General features: G+C 72.6%; 20 protein-coding genes, 1 tRNA gene and 1 pseudogene. 11 read left to right on the top strand and 11 right to left on the bottom strand.

What is annotated here, in order from left to right:
* Nucleotides 1-148 precede the first annotated feature (148 nt).
* On the bottom strand, nucleotides 149-295 hold the full coding sequence (locus RHODO2019_RS04890) for a hypothetical protein (RefSeq protein WP_265383886.1): 147 nt from the start codon (nucleotides 293-295) through the stop codon (nucleotides 149-151).
* A 104-nt stretch (nucleotides 296-399) separates the two neighbouring features.
* Between RHODO2019_RS04890 and RHODO2019_RS04885 the strand changes: the two genes are divergently transcribed.
* Both RHODO2019_RS04885 and RHODO2019_RS04880 read left to right on the top strand, forming a co-directional pair.
* Nucleotides 400-675, top strand: a complete 276-nt coding sequence (locus RHODO2019_RS04885) for a YggT family protein (protein WP_265383885.1) — start codon at nucleotides 400-402, stop codon at nucleotides 673-675.
* Entirely contained in the window at nucleotides 672-1,334 is a 663-nt protein-coding gene (locus tag RHODO2019_RS04880; protein WP_265383884.1) for a response regulator transcription factor, read from the top strand. The genes RHODO2019_RS04885 and RHODO2019_RS04880 overlap by 4 nt, the downstream gene beginning before the upstream one ends.
* On the opposite strand, the gene RHODO2019_RS04875 is transcribed toward RHODO2019_RS04880, so the two are convergent.
* Nucleotides 1,310-2,701: a HAMP domain-containing sensor histidine kinase gene (locus RHODO2019_RS04875; RefSeq protein WP_265383883.1), complete on the bottom strand. Its 1,392-nt coding sequence runs from the start codon at nucleotides 2,699-2,701 to the stop codon at nucleotides 1,310-1,312. The genes RHODO2019_RS04880 and RHODO2019_RS04875 overlap by 25 nt on opposite strands.
* Before the next feature lie 656 nt (nucleotides 2,702-3,357).
* Here RHODO2019_RS04875 and RHODO2019_RS04870 point away from each other — a divergent pair.
* The 3 genes from RHODO2019_RS04870 to RHODO2019_RS04860 all read left to right on the top strand — a co-directional run bounded on the left by RHODO2019_RS04870 (nucleotide 3,358) and on the right by RHODO2019_RS04860 (nucleotide 5,448).
* Nucleotides 3,358-3,690, top strand: coding sequence for a hypothetical protein (locus RHODO2019_RS04870; RefSeq protein ID WP_265383882.1), 333 nt, complete (start codon nucleotides 3,358-3,360; stop codon nucleotides 3,688-3,690).
* 107 nt (nucleotides 3,691-3,797) lie between these two features.
* Nucleotides 3,798-4,121: a hypothetical protein gene (locus RHODO2019_RS04865; RefSeq protein ID WP_265383881.1), complete on the top strand. Its 324-nt coding sequence runs from the start codon at nucleotides 3,798-3,800 to the stop codon at nucleotides 4,119-4,121.
* Nucleotides 4,122-4,350: 229 nt separating this feature from the next.
* The gene (locus RHODO2019_RS04860) at nucleotides 4,351-5,448 is read left to right on the top strand and encodes a ScyD/ScyE family protein (RefSeq protein ID WP_265384627.1); all 1,098 of its coding nucleotides are present in this window, start codon (nucleotides 4,351-4,353) and stop codon (nucleotides 5,446-5,448) included.
* A 338-nt stretch (nucleotides 5,449-5,786) separates the two neighbouring features.
* On the opposite strand, the pseudogene RHODO2019_RS19305 reads toward RHODO2019_RS04860, so the two are convergent.
* The 3 genes and pseudogenes from RHODO2019_RS19305 to RHODO2019_RS04845 all read right to left on the bottom strand — a co-directional run.
* Nucleotides 5,787-6,137: pseudogene (locus tag RHODO2019_RS19305) on the bottom strand (recombinase family protein); the annotation flags it as partial.
* 219 nt (nucleotides 6,138-6,356) lie between these two features.
* Nucleotides 6,357-7,163, bottom strand: a complete 807-nt coding sequence (locus tag RHODO2019_RS04850) for an SDR family NAD(P)-dependent oxidoreductase (RefSeq protein ID WP_265383880.1) — start codon at nucleotides 7,161-7,163, stop codon at nucleotides 6,357-6,359.
* A gap of 86 nt (nucleotides 7,164-7,249) precedes the next feature.
* The gene (locus RHODO2019_RS04845) at nucleotides 7,250-7,711 is read right to left on the bottom strand and encodes a peroxiredoxin family protein (RefSeq protein ID WP_265383879.1); all 462 of its coding nucleotides are present in this window, start codon (nucleotides 7,709-7,711) and stop codon (nucleotides 7,250-7,252) included.
* Between the two features lie 101 nt (nucleotides 7,712-7,812).
* Here RHODO2019_RS04845 and RHODO2019_RS04840 point away from each other — a divergent pair, with 101 nt between their 5' ends.
* The gene (locus RHODO2019_RS04840) at nucleotides 7,813-8,457 is read left to right on the top strand and encodes a TetR/AcrR family transcriptional regulator (RefSeq protein ID WP_265383878.1); all 645 of its coding nucleotides are present in this window, start codon (nucleotides 7,813-7,815) and stop codon (nucleotides 8,455-8,457) included.
* Nucleotides 8,458-8,558: 101 nt separating this feature from the next.
* Complete coding sequence (locus RHODO2019_RS04835) at nucleotides 8,559-9,836, top strand: MFS transporter (protein ID WP_265383877.1); 1,278 nt, start codon at nucleotides 8,559-8,561, stop codon at nucleotides 9,834-9,836.
* Nucleotides 9,837-9,932: 96 nt separating this feature from the next.
* Here RHODO2019_RS04835 and RHODO2019_RS04830 read toward each other — a convergent pair whose 3' ends face one another.
* Complete coding sequence (locus RHODO2019_RS04830; RefSeq protein WP_265383876.1) at nucleotides 9,933-10,826, bottom strand: haloalkane dehalogenase; 894 nt, start codon at nucleotides 10,824-10,826, stop codon at nucleotides 9,933-9,935.
* A gap of 276 nt (nucleotides 10,827-11,102) precedes the next feature.
* Here RHODO2019_RS04830 and glgX point away from each other — a divergent pair, with 276 nt between their 5' ends.
* Nucleotides 11,103-13,148, top strand: coding sequence for a glycogen debranching protein GlgX (glgX, locus tag RHODO2019_RS04825; protein WP_265383875.1), 2,046 nt, complete (start codon nucleotides 11,103-11,105; stop codon nucleotides 13,146-13,148).
* A gap of 148 nt (nucleotides 13,149-13,296) precedes the next feature.
* Here the strand turns inward: glgX and RHODO2019_RS04820 are convergent, their stop codons facing one another.
* The 4 genes from RHODO2019_RS04820 to selD all read right to left on the bottom strand — a co-directional run bounded on the left by RHODO2019_RS04820 (nucleotide 13,297) and on the right by selD (nucleotide 16,664).
* Entirely contained in the window at nucleotides 13,297-13,626 is a 330-nt protein-coding gene (locus RHODO2019_RS04820; RefSeq protein WP_265383874.1) for a hypothetical protein, read from the bottom strand.
* A gap of 256 nt (nucleotides 13,627-13,882) precedes the next feature.
* Nucleotides 13,883-14,638, bottom strand: coding sequence for an ANTAR domain-containing protein (locus RHODO2019_RS04815; RefSeq protein WP_265383873.1), 756 nt, complete (start codon nucleotides 14,636-14,638; stop codon nucleotides 13,883-13,885).
* A gap of 374 nt (nucleotides 14,639-15,012) precedes the next feature.
* Entirely contained in the window at nucleotides 15,013-15,438 is a 426-nt protein-coding gene (locus RHODO2019_RS04810) for an Hsp20/alpha crystallin family protein (RefSeq protein WP_265383872.1), read from the bottom strand.
* A gap of 221 nt (nucleotides 15,439-15,659) precedes the next feature.
* Entirely contained in the window at nucleotides 15,660-16,664 is a 1,005-nt protein-coding gene (gene selD / locus RHODO2019_RS04805) for a selenide, water dikinase SelD (protein WP_265383871.1), read from the bottom strand.
* Nucleotides 16,665-16,735: 71 nt separating this feature from the next.
* Between selD and RHODO2019_RS04800 the strand changes: the two genes are divergently transcribed.
* The 3 genes from RHODO2019_RS04800 to selB all read left to right on the top strand — a co-directional run bounded on the left by RHODO2019_RS04800 (nucleotide 16,736) and on the right by selB (nucleotide 19,993).
* Nucleotides 16,736-16,831: transfer RNA gene (locus RHODO2019_RS04800), tRNA-Sec, on the top strand.
* A gap of 109 nt (nucleotides 16,832-16,940) precedes the next feature.
* The gene (gene selA / locus RHODO2019_RS04795) at nucleotides 16,941-18,239 is read left to right on the top strand and encodes an L-seryl-tRNA(Sec) selenium transferase (RefSeq protein WP_265383870.1); all 1,299 of its coding nucleotides are present in this window, start codon (nucleotides 16,941-16,943) and stop codon (nucleotides 18,237-18,239) included.
* Nucleotides 18,239-19,993, top strand: coding sequence for a selenocysteine-specific translation elongation factor (selB, locus tag RHODO2019_RS04790; RefSeq protein WP_265383869.1), 1,755 nt, complete (start codon nucleotides 18,239-18,241; stop codon nucleotides 19,991-19,993). The genes selA and selB overlap by 1 nt, the downstream gene beginning before the upstream one ends.
* A gap of 6 nt (nucleotides 19,994-19,999) precedes the next feature.
* Here selB and nrfD read toward each other — a convergent pair whose 3' ends face one another.
* Nucleotides 20,000-21,046 carry an NrfD/PsrC family molybdoenzyme membrane anchor subunit gene (gene nrfD, locus RHODO2019_RS04785; protein WP_265384626.1) on the bottom strand — a complete coding sequence of 349 codons (1,047 nt, stop codon included), beginning with the start codon at nucleotides 21,044-21,046 and terminating at the stop codon, nucleotides 20,000-20,002.
* Nucleotides 21,047-21,085 lie beyond the last annotated feature (39 nt).

Genomic DNA, 21,085 nt, shown 5'->3' with positions numbered 1-21,085 from the left:
GGGAAAGTGATGCTAACCCCCGGTGCGAGCGGTGCACGTGGATGCGCGCAACGAGACGCTGCACCACGCTGGACAGGTCACACAGTCCCAACATCTCCGCGCCGGCCGCCAGCGGCTTGGCTGGGGGCCACCCACGTCGCTCAGAGGGTCACGGCCGGGCGATGGCATGGGCGTCGATCCCATGAGCGGCGGTAGCTGTGACCCCGGTGAGCCCACTGACCTGGACCGGGGTGATCGGGTTTCCTGTGGTGCCGTTGTCGAGCTGCTCGTAGGCGTTGTCGCTCCAGGCCCACACAGGACGGGGGACCTGTGGGGTAGGTGGTGATGAACCCGCCGCGTTCAGCGTGGCTTCAGCGGCGCGTCGGCACCATGAGGGCACGCCTAGAGGAGGACTCCCCCATGATCGCTGTGTTGCTGTTCCTGCTGACCGTCGCGTGGTTCGTCCTGGTGGCCCGCGTGCTCGTGGACTTCGCGATGTCCGTGGTCCCGGTCGGTTCGGGTGCACAGCAGCCGGTGGCCCGCACCCAGGCTTCGCTGCACCGGGTGACGGAGCCTGTCCTGGCCCCGTTGCGCCGCCGGCTGCCCCCCGTGCGGGTCGGTCCGGTCGCGATCGACCTGTCCATCCTGGTGATCTTCCTGGGCATCGTGGTTCTGCGTGCCCTTCTCGGCCGGTGAGGGTGTTGCTGGTCGAGGACGAGGTGAGCCTCGCCGAGACGATCCGCCGTGGACTCGACGCGGAGGGGTGGGTGGTCGAGGTCGCGACCGACGGGGAGCAGGGGCTGCGCCTGGGCAGCGACCACCCCTACGACGTGATCGTCCTGGACATCATGCTTCCCCGCCTCAACGGCTACGACGTCCTGAAGGGGCTGCGCCGACGGCAGGTGTGGACCCCGGTGCTCATGCTCACCGCCAAGGACGGTGAGTTCGACCAGACCGACGCCTTCGACCTGGGCGCCGACGACTACCTCATCAAGCCGTTCAGCTTCGCCGTCCTGGTGGCCCGGCTGCGCGCCCTGCAGCGCCGTGGCGCCCCGACCCGCCCTGTCGTGCTCACCTCCGGCGACATCACCCTCGACCCCGCCCGTCGGCGGGTCCACCAGGGTGGCGTCGAGGTGGAGATGACCCGGCGCGAGTACGGCCTTCTCGAGTTCATGCTCCGCCACCAGGGGATCGTGGTCAGCAAGGCGGAGATCCTCGCCGGGGTGTGGGACACCCACTACGACGGGGACGACAACATCGTCGAGGTCTACGTCGGGTACCTGCGCCGCAAGTTCGGGGCCACCACCATCGAGACCCTCCGGGGCCGCGGCTACCGCTGGCGCGACGGGGACTGACCCGGCCCAGCACTGGGCAGCTCCACCATCACACGGGCACCACCGAGCTCGGAGTCGGCGATGGTGATCGTGCCGTGGTGCGCGGCGACGATCTCCGCGACGATGGCCAGACCGAGACCGCTACCACCCGTCGCCCGGGCGCGACCCTCATCCAGGCGGACGAACCGTTGCAGGACCCGCTCACGCTCGGATGCGGGGATCCCAGGGCCGTCGTCGGCGACAACCAGCTGCACCCCACCCGGGGTGATCCGGCACCACAGCTCGATCTGGCTGCGAGCGTGGCGTGCGGCGTTGTCGGCGAGGTTGCGGACCACCCGCGCGAGCTGGCCCTCGTCACCGCGCACCCTGACCGCCTGCACCTGCGTCATGACCGCCAGGGTGGTGGTGGCCCGCAGCCGGGCCGCCTCGACCCCGACCAGGTCCTCGACGTCGACATCGGCGACACGCAGCGCCAGGCCCTGCTCGTCGGCCTTCGCCAGCAACAACAGGTCCTCCACCAGGCGCTGCATCCGCTGCGCCTCGGGCAGCAGGTGAGCGCCCACCAGCTCACGGTCGATGACCCCCGGCCGGTCCCGGGCCAGCTCGAGGGCCGCGGTGACCGTCGCCAACGGGCTGCGCAGCTCGTGGGAGGCGTCGGCGACGAAGCGGCGCTGCGCGTCGTTACCAGCCTGCAGCCGTGCCAGCATCGCGTTCAGCGTCGTGGCGAGCCGGGAGATCTCGTCACGCGGACGGGGGACCGCCAGCCGCAGCGACAGCTCGGCCGGGCTGACGTCGGCCACCCGCGCCCGCATCCGCTCCACCGACCGCAACGAGACCCCGACCAGCACGTAGGTCAGCGCAGCAGCGACCACCACCACGACGGGCAGACCCACCGCGAGCACCGCCCCCACCGTCATCACGGTGTCGGTGACCCCGGCGGAGTCCACCCCCACCACCGCCGTCAGGTCACCGCCCGGGCCGCCGACCCCACGCGCGGTCACCCGGAACACCCCGCCCTGGGCGCCCGGTACCCCCACCGACCCGTTCAGGGAGCTCGCCCCGTCCGGCAGGGGCCCCGCCAGCGGGACGCCAGGAGCATCGGGCGAGGCCAGCAGCACGCCACCGTCAGGAGTGAGGATCTGCACCACCGAGGTCTCCCCGCTGGTGGCCACGAGACCAGGATCCTGAGACCCCGGGGCACTAGTGCGCAGCTGGGCGACAAGCTGGTCGACCCGGACGCCGGCCGCGGCATCCGCCGAGGACTGCAACGACCCCCTCAACACCCAGAGCACCCCACCGGCCACCACCAGCAGCGTCGCGGCGAGCACCACGACCGCGGCCAGGCTCAACCGGACCCGAACTCCCCAGTCCCGGGGATCGAGCTTCACCGCCACCACCACGTGCCTCCGATCCGCATGCCCCGCTCCAGAATGCCCGCCCGCACCCCGAAGAGCTTTTGCCCACCCGCACGTGCCCACCCACGAGTGCCCTCTGGGTCCCCGACGATCCGTCGACGGCAGTCACCGGATCACTAGGTGGGTGTCAGGCGCCCGGGGCGTCCGCGGTCTCGACCGCACCCGGGGCGTCCGGGGTGTTCATGAACTTGCTCGGCGACCGGTCGTTCACGCCCCGGGCCCGGGTCCTGTCGACCCTGTCCTCCGCCCTATCGGCGACAGGAACAGCCGTGCTCCTGCACAGTCACACCACCATCTAGCTCCCGGGCGGGCATGGGAGGAGGCCCACAGGTGACGACCAAGGACACCCTGGCCGTGACCTGCGCCTGGCCGTTCTCCGGCTCACCCGGCGCCTGCGCCACCAGCGGGTCGACTGCGATGAAGGCAACCACCACAGCCCGCTGAGGTCGTCTCAGATAGTGATCGACTTGCGGATAAGGCGGGAGTAGCGTAGGCGCCGCGTCGCGAACCCCGGGTCTTCACGCCGAACTCACATCGGTGTTGTCCGCTGTCCTGAAGGGTTCGCCATGTCCACGTTCACCGCCGGGCGCCCGCATCATGCCCACCACGACCGTCCTCGCCTCGTTGTAGTGGCTGCGGTGCTGCTCGTGCTCGACGCCGTGCGCAACGTCAGCCTGCTCGCGGCGGTCGCGGCCGGGGTCGACATCCCCGCCGCGGTCGTGATCAGTCAGGTCGCGCTGGGCGTGGTCGAGCTGGCTGTGGCCGCCGGTGTGTGGGGACTGCACCACTGGGCCCGCACCGGTGCCCTCACCGTCGCGGCACTGTCGCTGGTGCTCGCAGCGGTGGGCGTCGTCAACGCCCCCAGCGCCGGCGGGAAGACCGTTGAGGCGGTCGGGGTGCTGCTGTGCCTCGGTGTCCTGGCCGTCTCGCTGCACCCCGACACCCCCCGCGCCTACCCCTGAGCGCAGCCCCCCAGTCGTCCCCGAGAGCCGGTCACCCCCGTGCTCGCGGGACCCGCACACGGCACCAACGCCGAGTGCGGTGAGAACCGATCAGCAACCGAACGGAGATGACGCAGATGTACGCCTACCAGATGGATGTCGCGCAACCCATGGCCATGTGGGACGCAGTCCACGCCGAGGTCCTGAAGGTCACCGGCCACGCGATGCCCGACGGGTGCCTCATGCACATGGCGACCGCCACCGCGACGGGGTTCCGGGTCACCGAGGTGTGGGACTCCCACGAGGCCGCCGACCGCTTCGTGAGCGAGGTGAGACGGCCGATCATCGAGCGGATCGGCGGTGCCGACGCCGTCGCCGCTGGACCTCCCCCGGTCGAGGAGCTGACCCTGCACGCCCTGCTGAGCGTCGCCCGGTCCGACGCCCCGGTCTGACCCGGACGACACCACGCCCCGACGGGCTCACGGCCTGACGGGCGTGACCCACGTACCCACCAGCAACACGAACGCCGGCGTCGGGAGTGACTCGGCTGTCGGCACGGGGGACACCGAAGTTGAGCAGGTCGTCCACGTACCACCCTTGGACTGGAGTTCTCGCATGAAAAGGACATTCATCAGACGCGTCGCTGTTGTCGTCGGCGCTAGCGCGGTTGCCACCTTCGCGGTGGTAACACCCAGCGCCGCCGGCTCGCCCGGGGTCAGCTTCACCCCCGTCATCACCGGCCTGAACGCTCCACGGGGCGTCGCCTTCGACGGCCAAGGCAGTCTCTACGTAGCCGAGTCGGGCCAATACCTCTCGGACGCCCTCGGCTTCCATCTCTCCTCGACCGGCAAGGTCACCAAGTACCGCGGGTCCACCTTCACCCCGGCGTGGTCCACCCCCTTCTCCAGCGTGTACGACACCGAGCATGGCCCCGAGGTGCTCGGCCCGGAAGGCATCAGCGCCATCGGCTCGGGCTGCATGAAGCACAGCGCCGGTCAGCGCAACGGCTGCCAGGTCAAGATGATCATGAGCGAGTCGACCACCGGGCTCGCCGCGGCCGGGCTCCCTGACGCGACGCAGGCCGGGCGGCTGTACCGCCTCGACGGAGCCACCGGCACCGCGACCAGCATCAGCGACGTCGGAGACCAGCAGTACCAGTGGACCGCCGACCACAAGTCACTGCAAACGGCGGACTTTCCCGACTCCAACCCCTACGGGGTCCTGGTCACCAAGGACCCGGCCACGGACGCGATCCGCACGTTCGTGGCGGACGCCGGCGCCAACACGATCAGCGAGATCGCCAAGGACGGCAGCAACCGCATCATCGCCTACATCCCCAACGACCCGGTAAGTGACTCCACACCCACCTGCATCTCCCAAGGGCCTGACGGCATGCTCTACGTCGGAACCCTCGACCTGGTCTACAACCTGTTCGTGCCCGGCGGTCCCAACCGGTCCGCGGTGTGGCGGGTCGACCCCAACGCGAACTTCTCCACAATCCCGACCGTGTGGGCCACGGGTCTGACCACGGTCACCTCCTGCACGTTCGATCGCGCCGGGAACTTCTGGGCCACCGAAATGTTCCAGCCGACCCAAGGAGCGCCGGGTGACATCGTCACGATCCCGTTCTCCAGCCCGGCAACCCTGACCCGGATCGGGGCCGAAGACCTCCCCCTCCCCGGCGGCATCGCCCAGGGCCCCGACGGGTCCATGTACGTGAGCGTGAACTCCGCGAACACAGAAGCGGGGGTCGGCGCCATCGTCAAGGTCACCAGCTGACCTAGCCCACCCTCGGCCTTGGCCTCTCCGTCGACCAGCCCCAGCACGGTCGACGGAGAGGTCAAGGCCCAGGCGCGGTCGAACCCCGGGATCAGTGCGTAGGACGGACGAGCTCGGGTGCAGTAGCCCAGCCGGCGGTCACCAGCCAGGTGTCGATCCAGAGTGGTGCGGCTGACCCCGAGCACGTCGGCGACCTCCGTCAGCGGGGTCCCCACCGTCACCATGCGGGCGGCCTGCTTCGTCCTCGCCACGGTCAGCACCGACGGCCGGCCCCCCACCCGGCCACGGCGGCGGGCCGAGGCCTGCCCGGCCATGGTGCGTTCCCTGATCAAGTCCCGCTGGAACTCTGCGAGGGACCCGAAGATGTGGAAGACCAACCGGCCCCCCGGGGTGGTGGTGTCGATCGCCTCCTGCAACGACCGGAACCCGATCCCCCGCTCCGCGAGCCCGCGGACGGTCTCGATCAGGTGTGGCAAGGACCGACCCAGGCGGTCCAGCCGCCACACCACCAAGGTGTCCCCCGGACGCAACGCGTCCATCACCGCCCCGAGCTCGGGCTGGTGGTCCACGACCCCGACGCGGTGTCGGTCCACGACCGGAAGCACCCCGTGGCGCTGAGAGCATCGTTTGGCGACACACTGGTTCGCTGGCCGACGAGTGAGCTTCCTCGCGGCGCCGGCGCCAACCATCCGTCCCTGTTTGACGACGAGGGCGCGAGCAGGCCGCAGAGCGAGTGGCGAGTGACCGTCGTGGACCGTGTCGTTCGGGCACTCGCCAGTGTGAAGGCGTCCTTGCGGACCAGGTCGTCGAGCTCCTGGGCGGGTACCACGACCACGATGAGCTGCCGGTGGCTTCGCATGCCGGTCACCGTCATGCCTGCACCCCCAGCAGGGGCCGGGCGGGGCCCGCTACAGGCTGGAGTGGCCGGCCACGGCCTGCTCGAGCTCGGCCTTGCGGCCGTTGAGCAGCTCGTCGACGGCGCCGGGGTCGGTGCGGTTGAGGGCGATCATCTGGGTGCGTGTCTCGCCGCCGCGGACCACGGTGAGGCTGCCGTCGGTGATGCCGGCGAGGGTGGCGGCTGCAACGTTCTCGGGGCTCTCGTAGTCGAAGCCGTGCTCCGTCCCGGCCTTCGAGGTCTCCATCATGGGGGTGCTGGTCGCGCCGGGGAAGACGGTGACCACGTGGATGCCTTCGCCGAACAGCTCACGGCGCAGCGCCTCCCCGAAGTGCGCGATGCCCGCCTTCGTCGCGGCGTAAGTGGTGTAGAACGGCATGCCGATCAGGGCGATGCCCGAGGAGATGTTGACGACGAGCCCCTCACCCGAGGCGCGCAGCGCGGGCAGGGCGGCCCGGGTCAACAGGATCGGGGCGCTCAGGTTCAGAGCGACCTGGGCGAGCACCTCCGACTCCTCCACGGCCTCCAGCCGACCGGCGCGGACGTTGCCGGCGTTGTTGACCAGGACGTCGATCCCACCGAAGCGCTCCTGTGCGGCCGCGACGACGACGGAGGGGGCACCGGGAGCGGTCAGGTCGGCCTGCACCACCAGGGCCTGACCACCACGCTCACGCACCACCGCGGCGACCTCCTCCAGCGGCTCGGTCCGTCGACCGACCAGGGTCAGCCGAGGTGCGTGCTCGGCGAGCTGCAGCGCGAGCGCGCGGCCGATGCCGCTGCCGGCGCCGGTGAGCAGGATCGAGCGGTCGTGCAGATCCATGGGTTCTCCTCCAAGGAGACGGTGAGAGGGTCAGACGGTTGCGGGCAAGGGTGGACGGTGGCCGGACCGGGTGGTCCTACCTGCGGTCAGGCGTGGTCCTCGAGGTAGGTGACGAGCCCGACGACGTCCTCCGGTGTGAGCCGTCCGATGGCGCCGGTGACCACGGTGCCGTCGGGAGCCAGCACGAAACCCGTGGACTGCAGGTAGTGCGGCTCGTCGTTGACGTAGCAGCCGTGCTCGGCCGCGACCTGGTCGGCGTCCGCGCTGTGCCCGACGGGGAAGGACAGGCGCAGCTTGTCCACCAGGGCCGCCGAGGTCTGCTCGTCGTCGACGGACAGGGCCACGACCTTCACCCCGGCCGCCTCCAGGCTCGCGCTCGCCCGCTGGAAGGCCGACAGCTGCGCGTTGCAGTACGGGCACCACGCCCCCCGGTAGACCAGGACGACACCGAACGACCCGGCCAGCCCTTCCGGCAGTGACAACGTCGTACCGCCGACCTGCGGCACCTGCAGGGACGGGAAGCTCTGGCCGTTCTCGAGGCGAGGCACGACTCTCCTGACGTGAGGGGGCGACAAACAGTGGACCGATGAGTCCAGAGTCGCCCGCCAGGTGTGGACTGTCAAGTCCACCGCCCCGTACGATAGGAGACATGCCCGCTGCTGCGACCGTGCTGACCGACCGGGGGCGTGCGACGCGGGATCGGATCGTGGCGGCGGCGGCGACCCTGATCCACGAGCGCGGGGTGGCCGGGACCAGCCTGGACGACGTGCGTGCGGTGACGGCCACGAGCAAGTCGCAGCTCTACCACTACTTCACCGACAAGTCGGCGTTGGTGCGGGCGGTGATCGAGCTGCAGGTGGATCAGGTGCTCACCGCGCAGCAGCCCGAGCTCGGGGGCGCGACCTCGATGGCGGGTCTGCGGCGCTGGCGCGACCGGCTCATCGCCCTGAACGAGCAGGACGCCCGTGGTTGCCCTCTCGGCCGGTTGGCCAGCGAGCTGACCGACAGCGACCCGGCCGCCCGGGCGGCCCTGACGGCCGGGTTCGCCCGGTGGCAGGGCCGCCTGGCCACGGGACTGGAGACCATGCGCGGGGACGGCGCGCTCGGCCCCGGTGCAGACCCGCAGGCCTTGGCCCTCGGGCTGCTCGCGGCGGTGCAGGGTGGCTTGCTCCTCGCCCAGGCCACCGGCTCGGTGGCCCCGCTGCGGACAGCCCTGGACCTGGCCCTGGACTCCGTCGAGGCCCGAACGGTGCCCCTCGCCGCCACCCGTACCCCCGCCGGCGTGGACGGCTGACACCCCACCGCCGCCCGGCCTGCGAACGTCCGTCCACCTCGGCGCTCCGTCGTGCCGGCGCCAGCCAGGCTGAACCAGCACACGAGGAGGAGAGGGATCACGTGAGCGACACGGTCACGGGGGCCACGGTCCACGCCCGCAGCCGACAGGGGGTAGCCCCGTGGTGGTGGCCGGCGCTGGTGATGTTCACGGTGGGGTACGGGGCCAACCAGTTCGTCCCGCTGCTCGCGGTGTACCGGCGGACCTTGGGACTGTCCGACGCGCAGGCGACGGCGATCTTCGGTGTCTACGCACTGGGGCTCATCCCGGGGTTGTTGCTCGCCGGCCCGGCCAGCGACCGCTACGGCCGACGACCCCTGATGCTCGCCTTCGCGGCCCTGTCCCTGCTGGCGACGGGGGTGCTCATCACCGGCCAGTGGGGACCGACGGGGCTCTACGCCGGCCGGCTGCTCACCGGTGTGGTCTCCGGCGGGGCGTTCTCCGTCGGCACCGCCTGGGTCAAGGAGCTCTCCATCGGTGCCGCACCCGGTGCCGGGGCCCGCCGGGGGGCCCTCGCGCTCACCGCAGGGTTCGCCGCGGGCCCCCTCGTCGGCGGGCTGCTCGCCCAGTGGGCACCCGGCCCGCAGCTGGTGCCGTACCTGATCCACCTGCTGCTCGCCGCGGCCGCGCTGGCGCTGCTGCCCCGGGCCCCCGAGACCGTCACGACCCGCGCCGGCAGCGACCGGGACCTGACCCCACAGCGCCGCCTGCTCGCGAGCTCGGCACGGACCCGCCGCTTCACCAGGGTCGTGGTCCCGCTGGGTCCCTGGGTCTTCGGCAGCGTCACCCTGGTGTTCACCACGCTGCCCGCCCACGCCACCGGTCCCGTCGCGGGCCTGACAGTGGCGTTCCCCGGCGTCCTCGCCGCCGTCGCACTGGCAGCCGGCATCGCCGCGCAACCCCTCGCGCACCGGCTGCAGAACGCCGCGGTGACACGTGGGACCGCCGACGCCTCCGCCGTTGCCCTGGCCGTGATCACTGCCGGCTGCCTCGCCGCCGCTGCCGCGACCGCCTCTCCCAGCGTGGGTGCAGCGACCGGCGCCGCCGTCCTGCTCGGTGCTGGCTACGGCATGGCCATCATCTGCGGCCTGCGGGAGGTCGAACACCTCGCACCCGCCCACGAGCTCGGCGGCCTCGTGGCCATCTTCTACTCCCTCGCCTACTCCGGACTGGCCCTGCCCTACCTGCTTGCCCTCACCGGACCGCACCTGGGCTACCCCGCCGGGCTGCTGCTGCTCGCCCTCGCCGCCGCGCTCACCACGCTCGTGGTCACCGTGCAGGGCCGGCGCCACCCAGCCACGCCATCCACCCCTCGCCCCAACACCCCACCCGGTACCTGACACCCCCGCACCACAGCGGGTCCAGCGGCCGGGAACCCCCTCGTCAGGGCCACCGACGGCGCCGGTGTGGGCTGCACCCGCGGGACGGGTGCCGCCTCACAACCGGCGCAGCAACCCCAGCACCGCCTCGCCGATCTCGGTCGGGGAGTCCTCCTGGACGAAGTGGCTACCGGGCACGGTCACCTCGACCAGGTCGGGCCAGGACCGGGCGACCTCGCGCTGGCGCCCGACCAGGATCGACCCGGGGTCGGCGTTGACGAACGTCTTGGGCAGCCCGGGGTGGGTCCCCAGCCACTGGGCGTAGGCCGCCACGATGTCGTGCACGTCGGCGGGGGTGCCCTCGATGGGGATCTCCCGCGGCCAGGACAGCGTTGGTCGACGGGACTCACCGGCCTCGGTGAAGCGGCGGCGGTACACGGCCATCTCGGCCTCCCCGAGCTCGCGCAACACGCTGGCGGGCAGGATGCGCTCCACGAACACGTTGTCCTCCAGCACCAGCCGCTCCCCCACCTCCGACCGCATCGCCCGGAAGATGCCCGTCGCCGCGGTCGGCCAGTCATCCCAGCTCACCGGGGTCACGATGGCCTCGGTGAACACGATCCCCACCACCCGGTCGGGGTGGCGGTGCGCCCAGTGGAAGCCCAGCGCGGAACCCCAGTCGTGGATGACCAGGACCACCGGCCCCTCCGGGAGCACGGCGTCGAACCACGCATCGAGGTGCTCGGCGTGGTCGACGAAGCGGTAGGACCCCGTCGAGGACCCGCCACTGTCACCCATGCCCACCAGGTCCGGGGCCAGGCAACGGGCGTGCGGTGCAACGACACCGATGACGTTGCGCCACAGGTAGCTCGACGTGGGGTTGCCGTGCAGGAACACGCACGGGGGCTCCCCCCCACCCTGTCCACCCGTGTCCACGTACGCCATCGTCGTGCCCAGCACGTCCACCCGGTGCCGCTCGTAGGGATCCACCGAGTCAATGTTCGCAGCCATCCAACGAACCTAGCCGTCCGCCGCGACCAGACCCCCAGCACCCGCCGGCCCACCGGCCGACGCAACTGGCAGGGCGCGAGCCAGCCCTCGTCCCCTGCCGATCGCCGCTCTCGGCACGGCCGGGATCCTGCTCGTGGCACGACTCCGAACCCACCTCGGATCCCGACCGCCGACGTGCCGGGACCGTTCAGTGCTGGCCGGGGCTGGTGACGACTGCAGGTGGTCGCGACCTGCTTCGTCGGGCGCCTCAGCCCTCCGCCCGCAACGATCGTTGCCGTGAACACTCCCCGCGTCTCGAACCCCCACGCCTCGAACCCTCGGAGCCTGCCGCACCCCCTGGGGGCCACCCCCCGACCCGACGGCACCCTCGACGTGGCCGTGTACTCCGAGACCGCCGATGCTGTCGACGTGGCCGTGTTCGAGGCCGACGGCTCCGAGCGCACGGTGCGCCTGGACGAGCACACCGGACACGTCTTCCACGGCCTGGTGCCCGACGCCGGTGTCGGCACCCGCTACGGCCTGCGCGTGCACGGCCCGTGGGACCCCTCGAACGGACTGCGCCACAACCCGGCCAACCTGCTGCTCGACCCCTACGCCACCGCCGTGGAGGGCGAGGTGGACTGGAGCGAGGACGTCTTCAGCCACCTGCACGACGAGCTCGGCACCCGCAACGACGCCGACTCCGCCGACCGCATGCCGCGCTGCGTGGTCACCGACCGCACCTTCGACTGGGGCGACGACACCCCGCCGCGCACCCGGGTCCGCGACACAGTCGTCTACGAGGTGCACGTCAAGGGCTTCACCCAGCTGCACCCCGACGTGCCCGAGGAGATCCGTGGCACCTACGCCGGCATGGCCCACCCCGCGGCGATCGCCCACCTCACCGATCTCGGGGTCACCGCCGTCGAGCTGCTGCCCGTGCACCAGTTCGCCCAGGACTCGCACCTGCTCGAGCAGGGCCTGCGCAACTACTGGGGGTACAACTCGCTGAGCTTCCTCGCCCCGCACGGCGACTACAGCTCGGTCGGCGACGGCGGCGGCCAGGTGGCGGAGTTCAAGGCCATGGTGAAGGCCCTGCACGCCGCGGGGCTCGAGGTCATCCTGGACGTGGTCTACAACCACACCGCCGAGGGCAACCACCGGGGCCCGACGCTGAGCTTCAAGGGGATCGACAACGCCGCCTACTACCGGCTGGTGGAGGGTGACGAGGCCTCCTACTTCGACACCACGGGCACCGGGAACAGCCTCAACGTGGGCCACCCCGCGGCCCTCCAGCTCATCATGGACTCGTTGCGCTACTGGGTCACCGAGATGCACGTCGACGGCTTCCGCTTCGACCTGGCCACCACCCTGACCCGGCAGGCCGGCGACGCCGAGATCCACAGCGCGTTCCTCACCCTCTGCCACCAGGACCCGGTGCTGCGCACGGTCAAGCTCATCGCCGAGCCCTGGGACACCGCCGGCTACCAGGTCGGTGGGTTCCCGGCCGACTGGTCGGAGTGGAACGGCAAGTTCCGCGACGACGTGCGGGACTTCTGGCGCGGCGAGCCCGGCACCCTGGGCGAGCTGGCCCAGCGCCTCACCGGCAGCCCGGACGTCTACGAGGGCAGCCGTCGCAGCCCGCTGTGCAGCGTCAACTTCATCACCGCCCACGACGGCTTCACCCTGCACGACCTCACCGCCTACGAGTCCAAGCACAACGAGGACAACGGCGAGGACGGCAACGACGGGGAGAGTGACAACCGCTCCTGGAACGGCGGGGTGGAGGGCGAGACCGACGACGAGGCGGTCAACGCCCGCCGCGACCGCCAGCGCCGCAACTTCCTGGCCACGCTGCTGCTCTCGGCCGGGGTGCCGATGATCCTGGGCGGCGACGAGATCGGTCGCACCCAGGGCGGCAACAACAACGCCTACTGCCAGGACGACGAGATCTCCTGGTTCGACTGGGCCGCGGTCGACCACGAGCTGCTCACCTTCACCCGTGACCTGCTCACCCTGCGCCGGGAGAACGCGGCACTGCGGGCCCCGGACTTCCGCGGCAGCGAGGGCCCGGACTCGGTCCAGATGCTGCGGGCCGACGGCGTGGGCATGAACGACGACGACTGGTCGGACACCAACGCCCGGTCGCTGGCCGTCCGCCTCGCCGCGCAGGACAGCGCGACGTTCCTGCTGCTGCTCAACGCCTCCGAGGGTCCGGTGGAGTTCACCGTGCCCGAGGGGGCCTGGACGCTAGCGCTGTCCTCGGACCCTGAGCAGGAGGTGGGCGCCGACGTGCAGACCCTGCTCGTCGCCGGGAAGTCGGTGACCCTGCTGAAGTGCTGATCGTCGAGTCGTGGCCCAGACGAGGGGATCAGGGGCAACGATGCCCCACCCACGACAACCAGCCGCCGCGGACTCCGCAGGGCCTCGCCGCACCCAGGGGCGCGAGCTTCACGGACGAGGCTGCACCAGGTCCGGCCCGGGCACCAGGTCAAGGGTGGTCGTGTCCGGCGAACCACGCCGCGTACGACGTCGTGCGCGCGAGGTGCCGAGTGAGGTCGGGCTCCCCGTCCTCCCACCACACCGGACCTCGCTCCCCCAGGGCGTGCTTCGCCGCATCCACGCGGTTCCTCGCCTCGTCGACCGGCTCTCCTGCGCGCTTCGCAGCACCCTTGTCACGGCGGGCGCTCATGAGCTCCGCCGTGAGCTCGTGCACCCGCTCGTCGCCCAGGCGTGGGTCGCGGGCCCGCCACAGGCGGCCGCGGACCACGATGTACCGCCCGTCCGGTGTTCGCAGTGGATCGGTGTCGTGCCCGCTCATCCCCGACCCCGGTGGTTCGTGCCGGTGCTGACCAGCTCAGACGAGGGTGCGCAGCCACGCCGTGCCAGGCGTGCGGCGGTGTTCCACGGGGTCACGACAGCTGGTGGTTGATCGGGGCTCGTGCTCACGTCCGTGGGTGACGTCGCCGAGGTGGGGGCGCTGGTGGGTCCTTCAGGTCGCTCGACCTCCCTGCATCTCGCCGAGATCGTCCCGTCGGCTTCGGACCCGGTTGACCACGACCTCCTCGCCCTGGGGGTCAAGACCTCCAGGGTGAGCCGACCCCCACCGCCGAGCGGACCGGGGCTGCCGAGTTGCTGCCCACGAGGGTCTCGGCGACGGTCCGGAGCTTGACGTTGGTGTCCTGGGACTGCCTGCGGAGCGTGTCGAAGGCGGTGTCGGGACCACAACCCAGGGTGCTCATGAGCATGCCCTTGGCCTGCTCGATGGTGGCGCGGGAGGCCATCGCCTCCCACATCTGCTCGACCTCCGCGACGAGCGCTGCGACCAGCTCACCGGTGGCCGCCGTGTCCGCGTCGACCTCCAGGAGCTCGGCGAGGTCCGCGTCGTCGGCGGCGCCGAGCTCGCGGCAGTAGGTGGCCAGCACGCGCAGCAGCACGGGATGGACGTCGGTGACGTTGCGGCCACGGTGAACGAGGTGGGTGACGGTGCCGTCGGCGTCGGGGACCGGGGCGATGGTCACGTTCCAGAAGCGGGTGTCGAACACCGCCGGGTCGTCGGTGACCAGGTCGTACCGGATGACACCCATGCGGTGGGGCTGCCCGGTGCGCAGGACCCGGGTGCACGCCGACTCCAGACGCGTCATCGCCGCCGCGTCCTCGGGGTTGACGGGGAACACCTCCGGGATCCGGCGGCCCTGTACCTGGGCACGGGTGGTGCCGGTCATGTCGAGGTAGGCCTGGTTGGCGGTCACCATCACGAGGTTCACGTCCAGGACGAGGCAGGCATCGGGAACGGCGTCGAACACGGCGGCCAGGTCAACGGCGGGGATCATGAGTGCTCCCGGGGACTGGGGGGAGTGGCACCGCACCCATCTCGACGGCGCCCACGAGGGTGGTTCGCGCACAATGTCGCACACCACCAGCGGTGGAGCACAGGCGGCGTGGTCACGATCGAGACCGTCGCGGGCGTTCCCGTCGTGCGCAGCTGTCCCGCCCACCCGTGACACGGGGAGGCGACGTGCCCTGCCGAAGTGGCAGGGCACGTCGCGCTGGGCATCGATGTCCGGAACGGGCCACCACCTCCTCCATCACCGACCGGTCACCTGCTCGTGTTGCCGGAGGTGAGCGGCCCACCCGGAGACCGTGTCCGCCTCCAGCACCGGGGCGGACGGGGTTGGTGTGGAGCTCATCGCCACCACCCCCCGGTTCAGGCGTTGATGGCGTGCTGGTCGTGGGTGTCGCTGCTGACGGCGATCTTGCGGGGCCTGGCCCGCTCGGCCACCGGGATCGTCAGCCGCAGCACCCCCGCCCGGTACTCAGCGGTGACGTGCTCGGTGTCCAAGGTGTCACCAAGGATGACCTGACGGCTGAACACCCCCCGGGGGCGCTCCGAGACCACCCGCTCGTGGGCGTCGCTGGCCCGCGGGCCGCGCTCGGCGCGGATCGTGAGCACGTTGCGCTCCACGTCCAGGTCCACCGAGCCGGGATCGACCCCGGGCAGGTCGAGCTCGATGACGAACGTGTCGTTCTCCCGCCACGCGTCCATCGGCATCCCGGCCGGGCGTGCCACCGTGCCCAGCACCTGCTGGGTCAGCCGGTCCAGCTCCCGGAACGGATCGGTGCGCACCAACATCTCCAACCACCTCCACAGAGCTCTCCGCGCGACACCCGTCGCGCTCCGACAGTGGGAACCCCGACGATCTGCTTCGCCGGATACAGATTTTGTACCACCGCTGCTACCGTCGAGCAAGACCCAGCACAGGACCGCGACGGAGGCGACCGTGGCTGTCCAGGAACCCGCCGGCCGCGGCGCCACCGTGTCGCGTGCGAGCACGGGGACCGGAGGCCACCGGCTCAGCGCACGTGCAGCACCGCGTCGTCGGCCACGACGAGCTCTCCGACGACGGGCGCACCGGGAACCTCCCCGATCACGAGCAGCCCGCCCGAGGTCTGCGCGTCGGCCAGCAGCAGCAGCTCGTCCTCACCGACGCTGGAGCACAGGTGTGGGCGCACCCAGTCGAGGTTGCGCCGGGTGCCCCCGCTGACGTGCCCGGCGGCGAGCGCGGCACGCGCCCCCTCGAGGTAGGGCACGGCCGCGGCGTCGACCACCGCGGAGACCCCGCTGGCCCGGGCGAGCTTGTAGAGGTGACCGAGCATGCCGAACCCGGTGACGTCGGTGGCCGCACGGATCCCTGCCGCCAGCGCGGCCGCGGAGGCCTCGGCGTTCAGCGTGGTCATGGCCTCGACGGCCGCTGCGGAGACCTCTCCGGTGGCCTTGGTGCGGCTGTTCAGCACGCCGGTGCCCAACGGCTTCGTCAGCGAGATCGGCAGCCCGGCGCGACCGGCGTCGTTGCGCAGCAGCCTCGCGGGGTCGCCGGTCCCGGTGACGGCCATGCCGTACTTGGGCTCGGGGTCGTCGACGCTGTGCCCGCCAGCCACGTGGCAGCCGGCGAGGTTGGCCACGTCGAGCCCTCCGCGGAGCACCTCGGCGGCCATCTCCATGGGCAGCACGTCCCGGGGCCAGCAGAGCAGGTTGACCGCCACCAGCGGGGTGCCACCCATGGCGTAGATGTCCGAGAGCGCGTTGGCAGCAGCGATGCGGCCGAAGTCGTAGGGGTCGTCGACCACCGGGGTGAAGAAGTCGGCGGTCAGGATGACGGCGAGCCCGTCCCGGATCGTCACCACCGCTGCGTCGTCGCCGTCCTCGAGGCCCACGACGAGCTCGCCGGCGGGGTTGCCCGGTCGCGACCCGCGCAGTCCGGCGACGACCGCCTCGAGCTCCCCTGGCGGGATCTTACAGGCGCAACCCCCGCCGTGCGCGTAGGAGGTCAGTGGTCGCAGCTCGGGGGCAGGGCTCACGGAGAGGGACGGTAGCCCCGACGCCCAGCCCCACGCAGCGCGACCTGCGGCCCGTGAGTAGCGTCCCGAACGGAGGCGTGAGGGTGCCTGGTGGCCCCCACGGTCTTCAAAACCGATGTGGCCGAGCACCTCGGTCAGGCGGGTTCGATTCCCGTCCGCCTCCGCCAGTCCACCAGAACGCCCAGTCCACCAGAACGCCCAGCCCACCAGGCAGCCCAGCCCACCAGGCAGCCCAGCCCACCAGGCAGCCCAGCCCCCAGATCGGGAGGAGCTCCCGTGCCGGACCCTCGACGCCGGGTCCCCCGCACCGATGACGTGCTGGCCGACCCGGCGCTGGCCGAGCCGCTGGCCCGGCTGGGTCGTGCCGAGGTGAAGCGGACCGTGTCGGCCGTCCAGCAGCGGGTCCGGGCCGGCGAGCTGGACCCGGACGGGACCGTCGACGCCGTGCTCCTAGAGCTGCCCCGGGTTCCCGTCGCGCTGGTGCGGGTCCTGAACGCCACCGGGGTGCTGCTGCACACCAACCTCGGGCGCGCCGCCCTCTCCCCCGCCGCCGTGTCCGCCCTCGCCCTCGCCGCCGGCGCCACCGACGTCGAGCTCGACCTGGTCACCGGTGCGAGGGGACGCCGGGGCCGGGGCGCGATGGCCGCCCTCGCCGCCGCGGTCCCCGGTGCCGGTGACGTGCACGTGGTGAACAACGGGGCTGCGGCGCTGGTCCTCGCGGCCACCGCGCTCGCAGGGGCCGGTCGGGAGGTGGTCATCGCCCGCGGGGAGATGGTGGAGATCGGCGACGGCTTCCGGCTGCCGGACCTCCTCGAGTCCACCGGGGCCCGCCTGCGGGAGGTGGGCACCACGAACCGGGTGACCCGGGAGGACTACGCCCGGGCCGTCGGACCCGCGACGGGGTTCGTCCTCAAGGTCCACCCGTCGAACTTCGTGGTGCAGGGTTTCACCTCGTCGGTGGGCCCCGGGGAGCTCACGGGGCTGGGGGTCCCCGTGGTCTGCGACATCGGCTCCGGCCTGCTGGCCCCGCACCCCCGCCTGCCCGACGAGCCCGACGCTGCGAGCACCCTCGCGGCCGGTGCAGACCTGGTGACCTGCAGCGGCGACAAGCTGCTCGGCGGACCGCAGGCCGGGCTGCTGCTCGGTGACGCCGAGATCGTCCACCGGCTGCGCCGCCACCCGCTCGCCCGCGCGCTGCGGGTGGACAAGCTCACCCTCGCCGCCCTCGAGGCCACCGTGCGGGGCCCGGCCACCCCCACCGCGCGCGGGCTCGCGACGTCGGCCACCGAGCTCCGGGCCCGGGCCACGGCGCTCGCGGACGCCCTGACCGCGGCCGGGGTCGACGCCAGGGCGGTGCCCAGTGCGGCAACCGTGGGCGGCGGGGGTGCGCCCGGGGTGGAGCTCGACAGTGCGGCGGTGAGCGTGGCTGCCGGCATGGCGACGGCGCTGCGCACGGGGCACCCCGCCGTGCTCGGCCGGGTGGAGCAGGGCCGGTGCCTGCTCGACCTGCTGGCCGTCGACCCCGCCGACGACGCGGAGCTGCTCGAGGCGGTACGCCGCGCCGCTAGCCGCTGATGCACGTCCTCGCCACCGCGGGCCACGTGGACCACGGCAAGTCCACCCTCGTCCGTGCCCTGACCGGGATGGAGCCGGACCGGTGGGCCGAGGAGCGCCGCCGTGGCATGACCCTGGACCTCGGCTTCGCCTGGACCGCGCTGGGATCCGGGCAGACCGTGGCCTTCGTCGACGTGCCCGGCCACGAGCGGTTCGTGCCCACCATGCTCGCCGGGGTGGGGCCCGTGCCTGCTGCCCTGATGGTGGTGGCGGCGGACGAGGGGTGGATGCCGCAGTCGGCCGAGCACCTCGACGCCCTGGACGCCCTGGGCGTCACGCACGGCCTGCTCGTGGTGACCCGCAGCGACCTGCTGGACCCGGAGCTCGCGCTGACCGACGCCCAGGAGCACCTGTCCGGCACCGGCCTCGCGAACGTCGCGGCCGTGGCCGTCTCCGCCACCACGGGCGAGGGGATGGCCGGGCTGCGCACCGCGCTGGGGGTGCTGGTGGACGGGTTGCCCGCGCCGGACACCACGGCGGACGTCCGGCTGTGGGTCGACCGCGCCTTCACCGTCCGGGGCGCGGGCACCGTGGTCACCGGCACCCTGGCGGCCGGCACGCTGCGGGTGGGTGACGAGCTGGAGCTGGCCGGGCGACGGGTCGGCGTGCGGGGGCTGCAGTCCCTCGGCGCCGCCACCGCCGAGGTGGCTTCCGTCGCCCGGGTGGCGGTGAACGTGCGCGGGGTGGGGGTCGACGACGTCCCCCGCGGCACCGCCCTCCTCTCCCCGGGACGCTGGCGCAGCACGGGCACCCTCGACGTGCGGGTGCGACCGGTGCGGGGTGCGGAGCTGGACCTGCCCACCCACGGGGTGCTGCACGTCGGTGCGGCCGCCGTGCCTGCCCGGATCCGTCCGCTGGGGATCGACACCGCACGGCTGACCCTGGACCACCCGCTGCCGCTGCGCATCGGTGACCGCGCGGTGCTCCGGGACTCCGGGGCGCGGCGGGTGGTGGGTGGGGTGGTGGTGCTGGACCCCGCCCCGCCGTCGCTGCGCCGCCGTGGTGCGGCCGTCGACCGCGCGACGGTGCTCTCCCGGATGGACGGGCGCCCCGACGGAGCTGCGGAGCTCGCCCGGCGCGGGACGGTGCGCGCCGAGGACCTCCGCGCGCTCGGCGCTCCCGTCCCGGCGGACGCCCCCAACGAGGCCGGCTGGCTCGTCGACCCCGCGCTGCTCGACCCGTGGCGCGCGAGGTTGGCCGCGGCCGTACGGGCTCACGCGCGGCTGCACCCCCTGGACCCCGGACTCCCGGTCGAGGCCGCCCGCCGCGCCCTGGACCTGCCCGACGCCCGGCTGCTGGCCCTGGTCTCCCGCGGGTTCACCGTCCGCGAGGGGCGGGTGCACGCCGCCGGCACCACGGTGGGCCTGCCGCCCGCCGTCGAGCAGGCGGTGACCACGCTGCTGGCCGAGCTGGGCCGCGAGCCGTTCGCCGCCCCGGACGCACCGCGGCTGGCGGCGCTGCACCTCGGGCCGCGCGAGCTCGCGGCCGCGGGCCGGGCCGGTCTGCTGCTCAAGGTCGTCGACGGGGTGTGGCTGGCCCCGGACGCGCTCACCCGCGCTGTCGCGGTGCTGGCTGGTCTGGACCAGCCGTTCACCCCGGCCGCGGCCCGGGAGGCGATGCACTCCAGCCGGCGGGTGGTGGTCCCGCTGCTGGAGCTCCTCGCCGCCCGCGGTCTCACCGTCCGCGACGAGGACGGCACGCACTCCGTCGCCTGAGGTCGTTCAGCGCGCGGGTCGCGCCGCAGGGTCGTCGGACCGAACCGGACGGCCCGCGTCGACCCGCTCCCGCTGGGGCACCACCGTGTACTTCGGATCGCGGGCCGAGGCCTGCCCGCCGTAGAAGATGCCGAACCGGGTCAGGGCCGAACCGGCCAGCAACGAGGCTCCAGCCAGCACCGACACGGCCCGGTTGCGGTGTCCGGCGACCGCCAGGACCGCTCCGGTGGCGGTGCACGCCTTGGCGGCCCGCATCATCGCGCCCGGCCGACCCGTGTGCAGGGGCTCGGCCGAGAGCCCCATCTGCTTCTCCATGTACTCGGACACGGCGAGCTCGACCACGGCACCCCCCACCGCCAGGCGTCGGGCCGGACCGGAGGCGGACAGCGGGGCCAGCGCGATCCCCGCCCCGCCCGCCGCTGCGCTCGCGCTGCCCACGAACACGAACGGCAGCTGGAGGTGGCTGTCGTGCCAGGTCGGGGTGGCGGTGTCGGAGAGCAGGACCGCCGTGTACGCCGCGACGGCGGGCGCGGTCGCGGCCGCGACGAACCCGGCGATCCGACCGGCCAGCGGGCCGCTGCGGCCGATCCAGCTGCGGCGCAGCGCCGTCGGGGCGACCGGCAGGGCCTGCACGGCCGCGGCGATGCCCGCGGCCGGGCCGTAGACCGTCAGGATCCAGGTGCCCACGCTCATCGGGGAGGTCACCTTGGCCACTCGGAGCATGTGGTGGAAGCGCGAGGGCTTGCCCAGGTCGTGCACCAGGGCCGCGAAGCTCACCGCGATGGCGCCGATCGCGGTCCACCGCATGGGGATGCGCAGGGCAGCGTTGCCCTGCAGGTCCGCCCCCGCCGCGAGCAGCGAGGAACCGCCCGCGAGCCCGCCGAGGAACAGGTACACCGGGATGTCCACCTCCCACGGGGAGGCCTTGACGATCGGTCGACCGTAGTAGGAGGTGAACTCGGCCTCGGGAACCATCAGCTGCTCGCCGCGACCGCCCTTGCGCCGACCACCGCCCCGGCGACGCGGCGCGTCCCGGGCGGGCACGTCGTGCATCGCGGGCTCGGACGGCTCACGGATCGCCCTGGCGTCCTC

The sequence above is a fragment of the Rhodococcus antarcticus genome, from assembly GCF_026153295.1.
GTDB classification, from domain to species: Bacteria; Actinomycetota; Actinomycetes; order Mycobacteriales; family Mycobacteriaceae; genus Rhodococcus_D; species Rhodococcus_D antarcticus.
The sequence above is the reverse complement of the archived record's forward strand: the minus strand, read 5'-3'. Positions and strand labels throughout refer to the sequence as shown.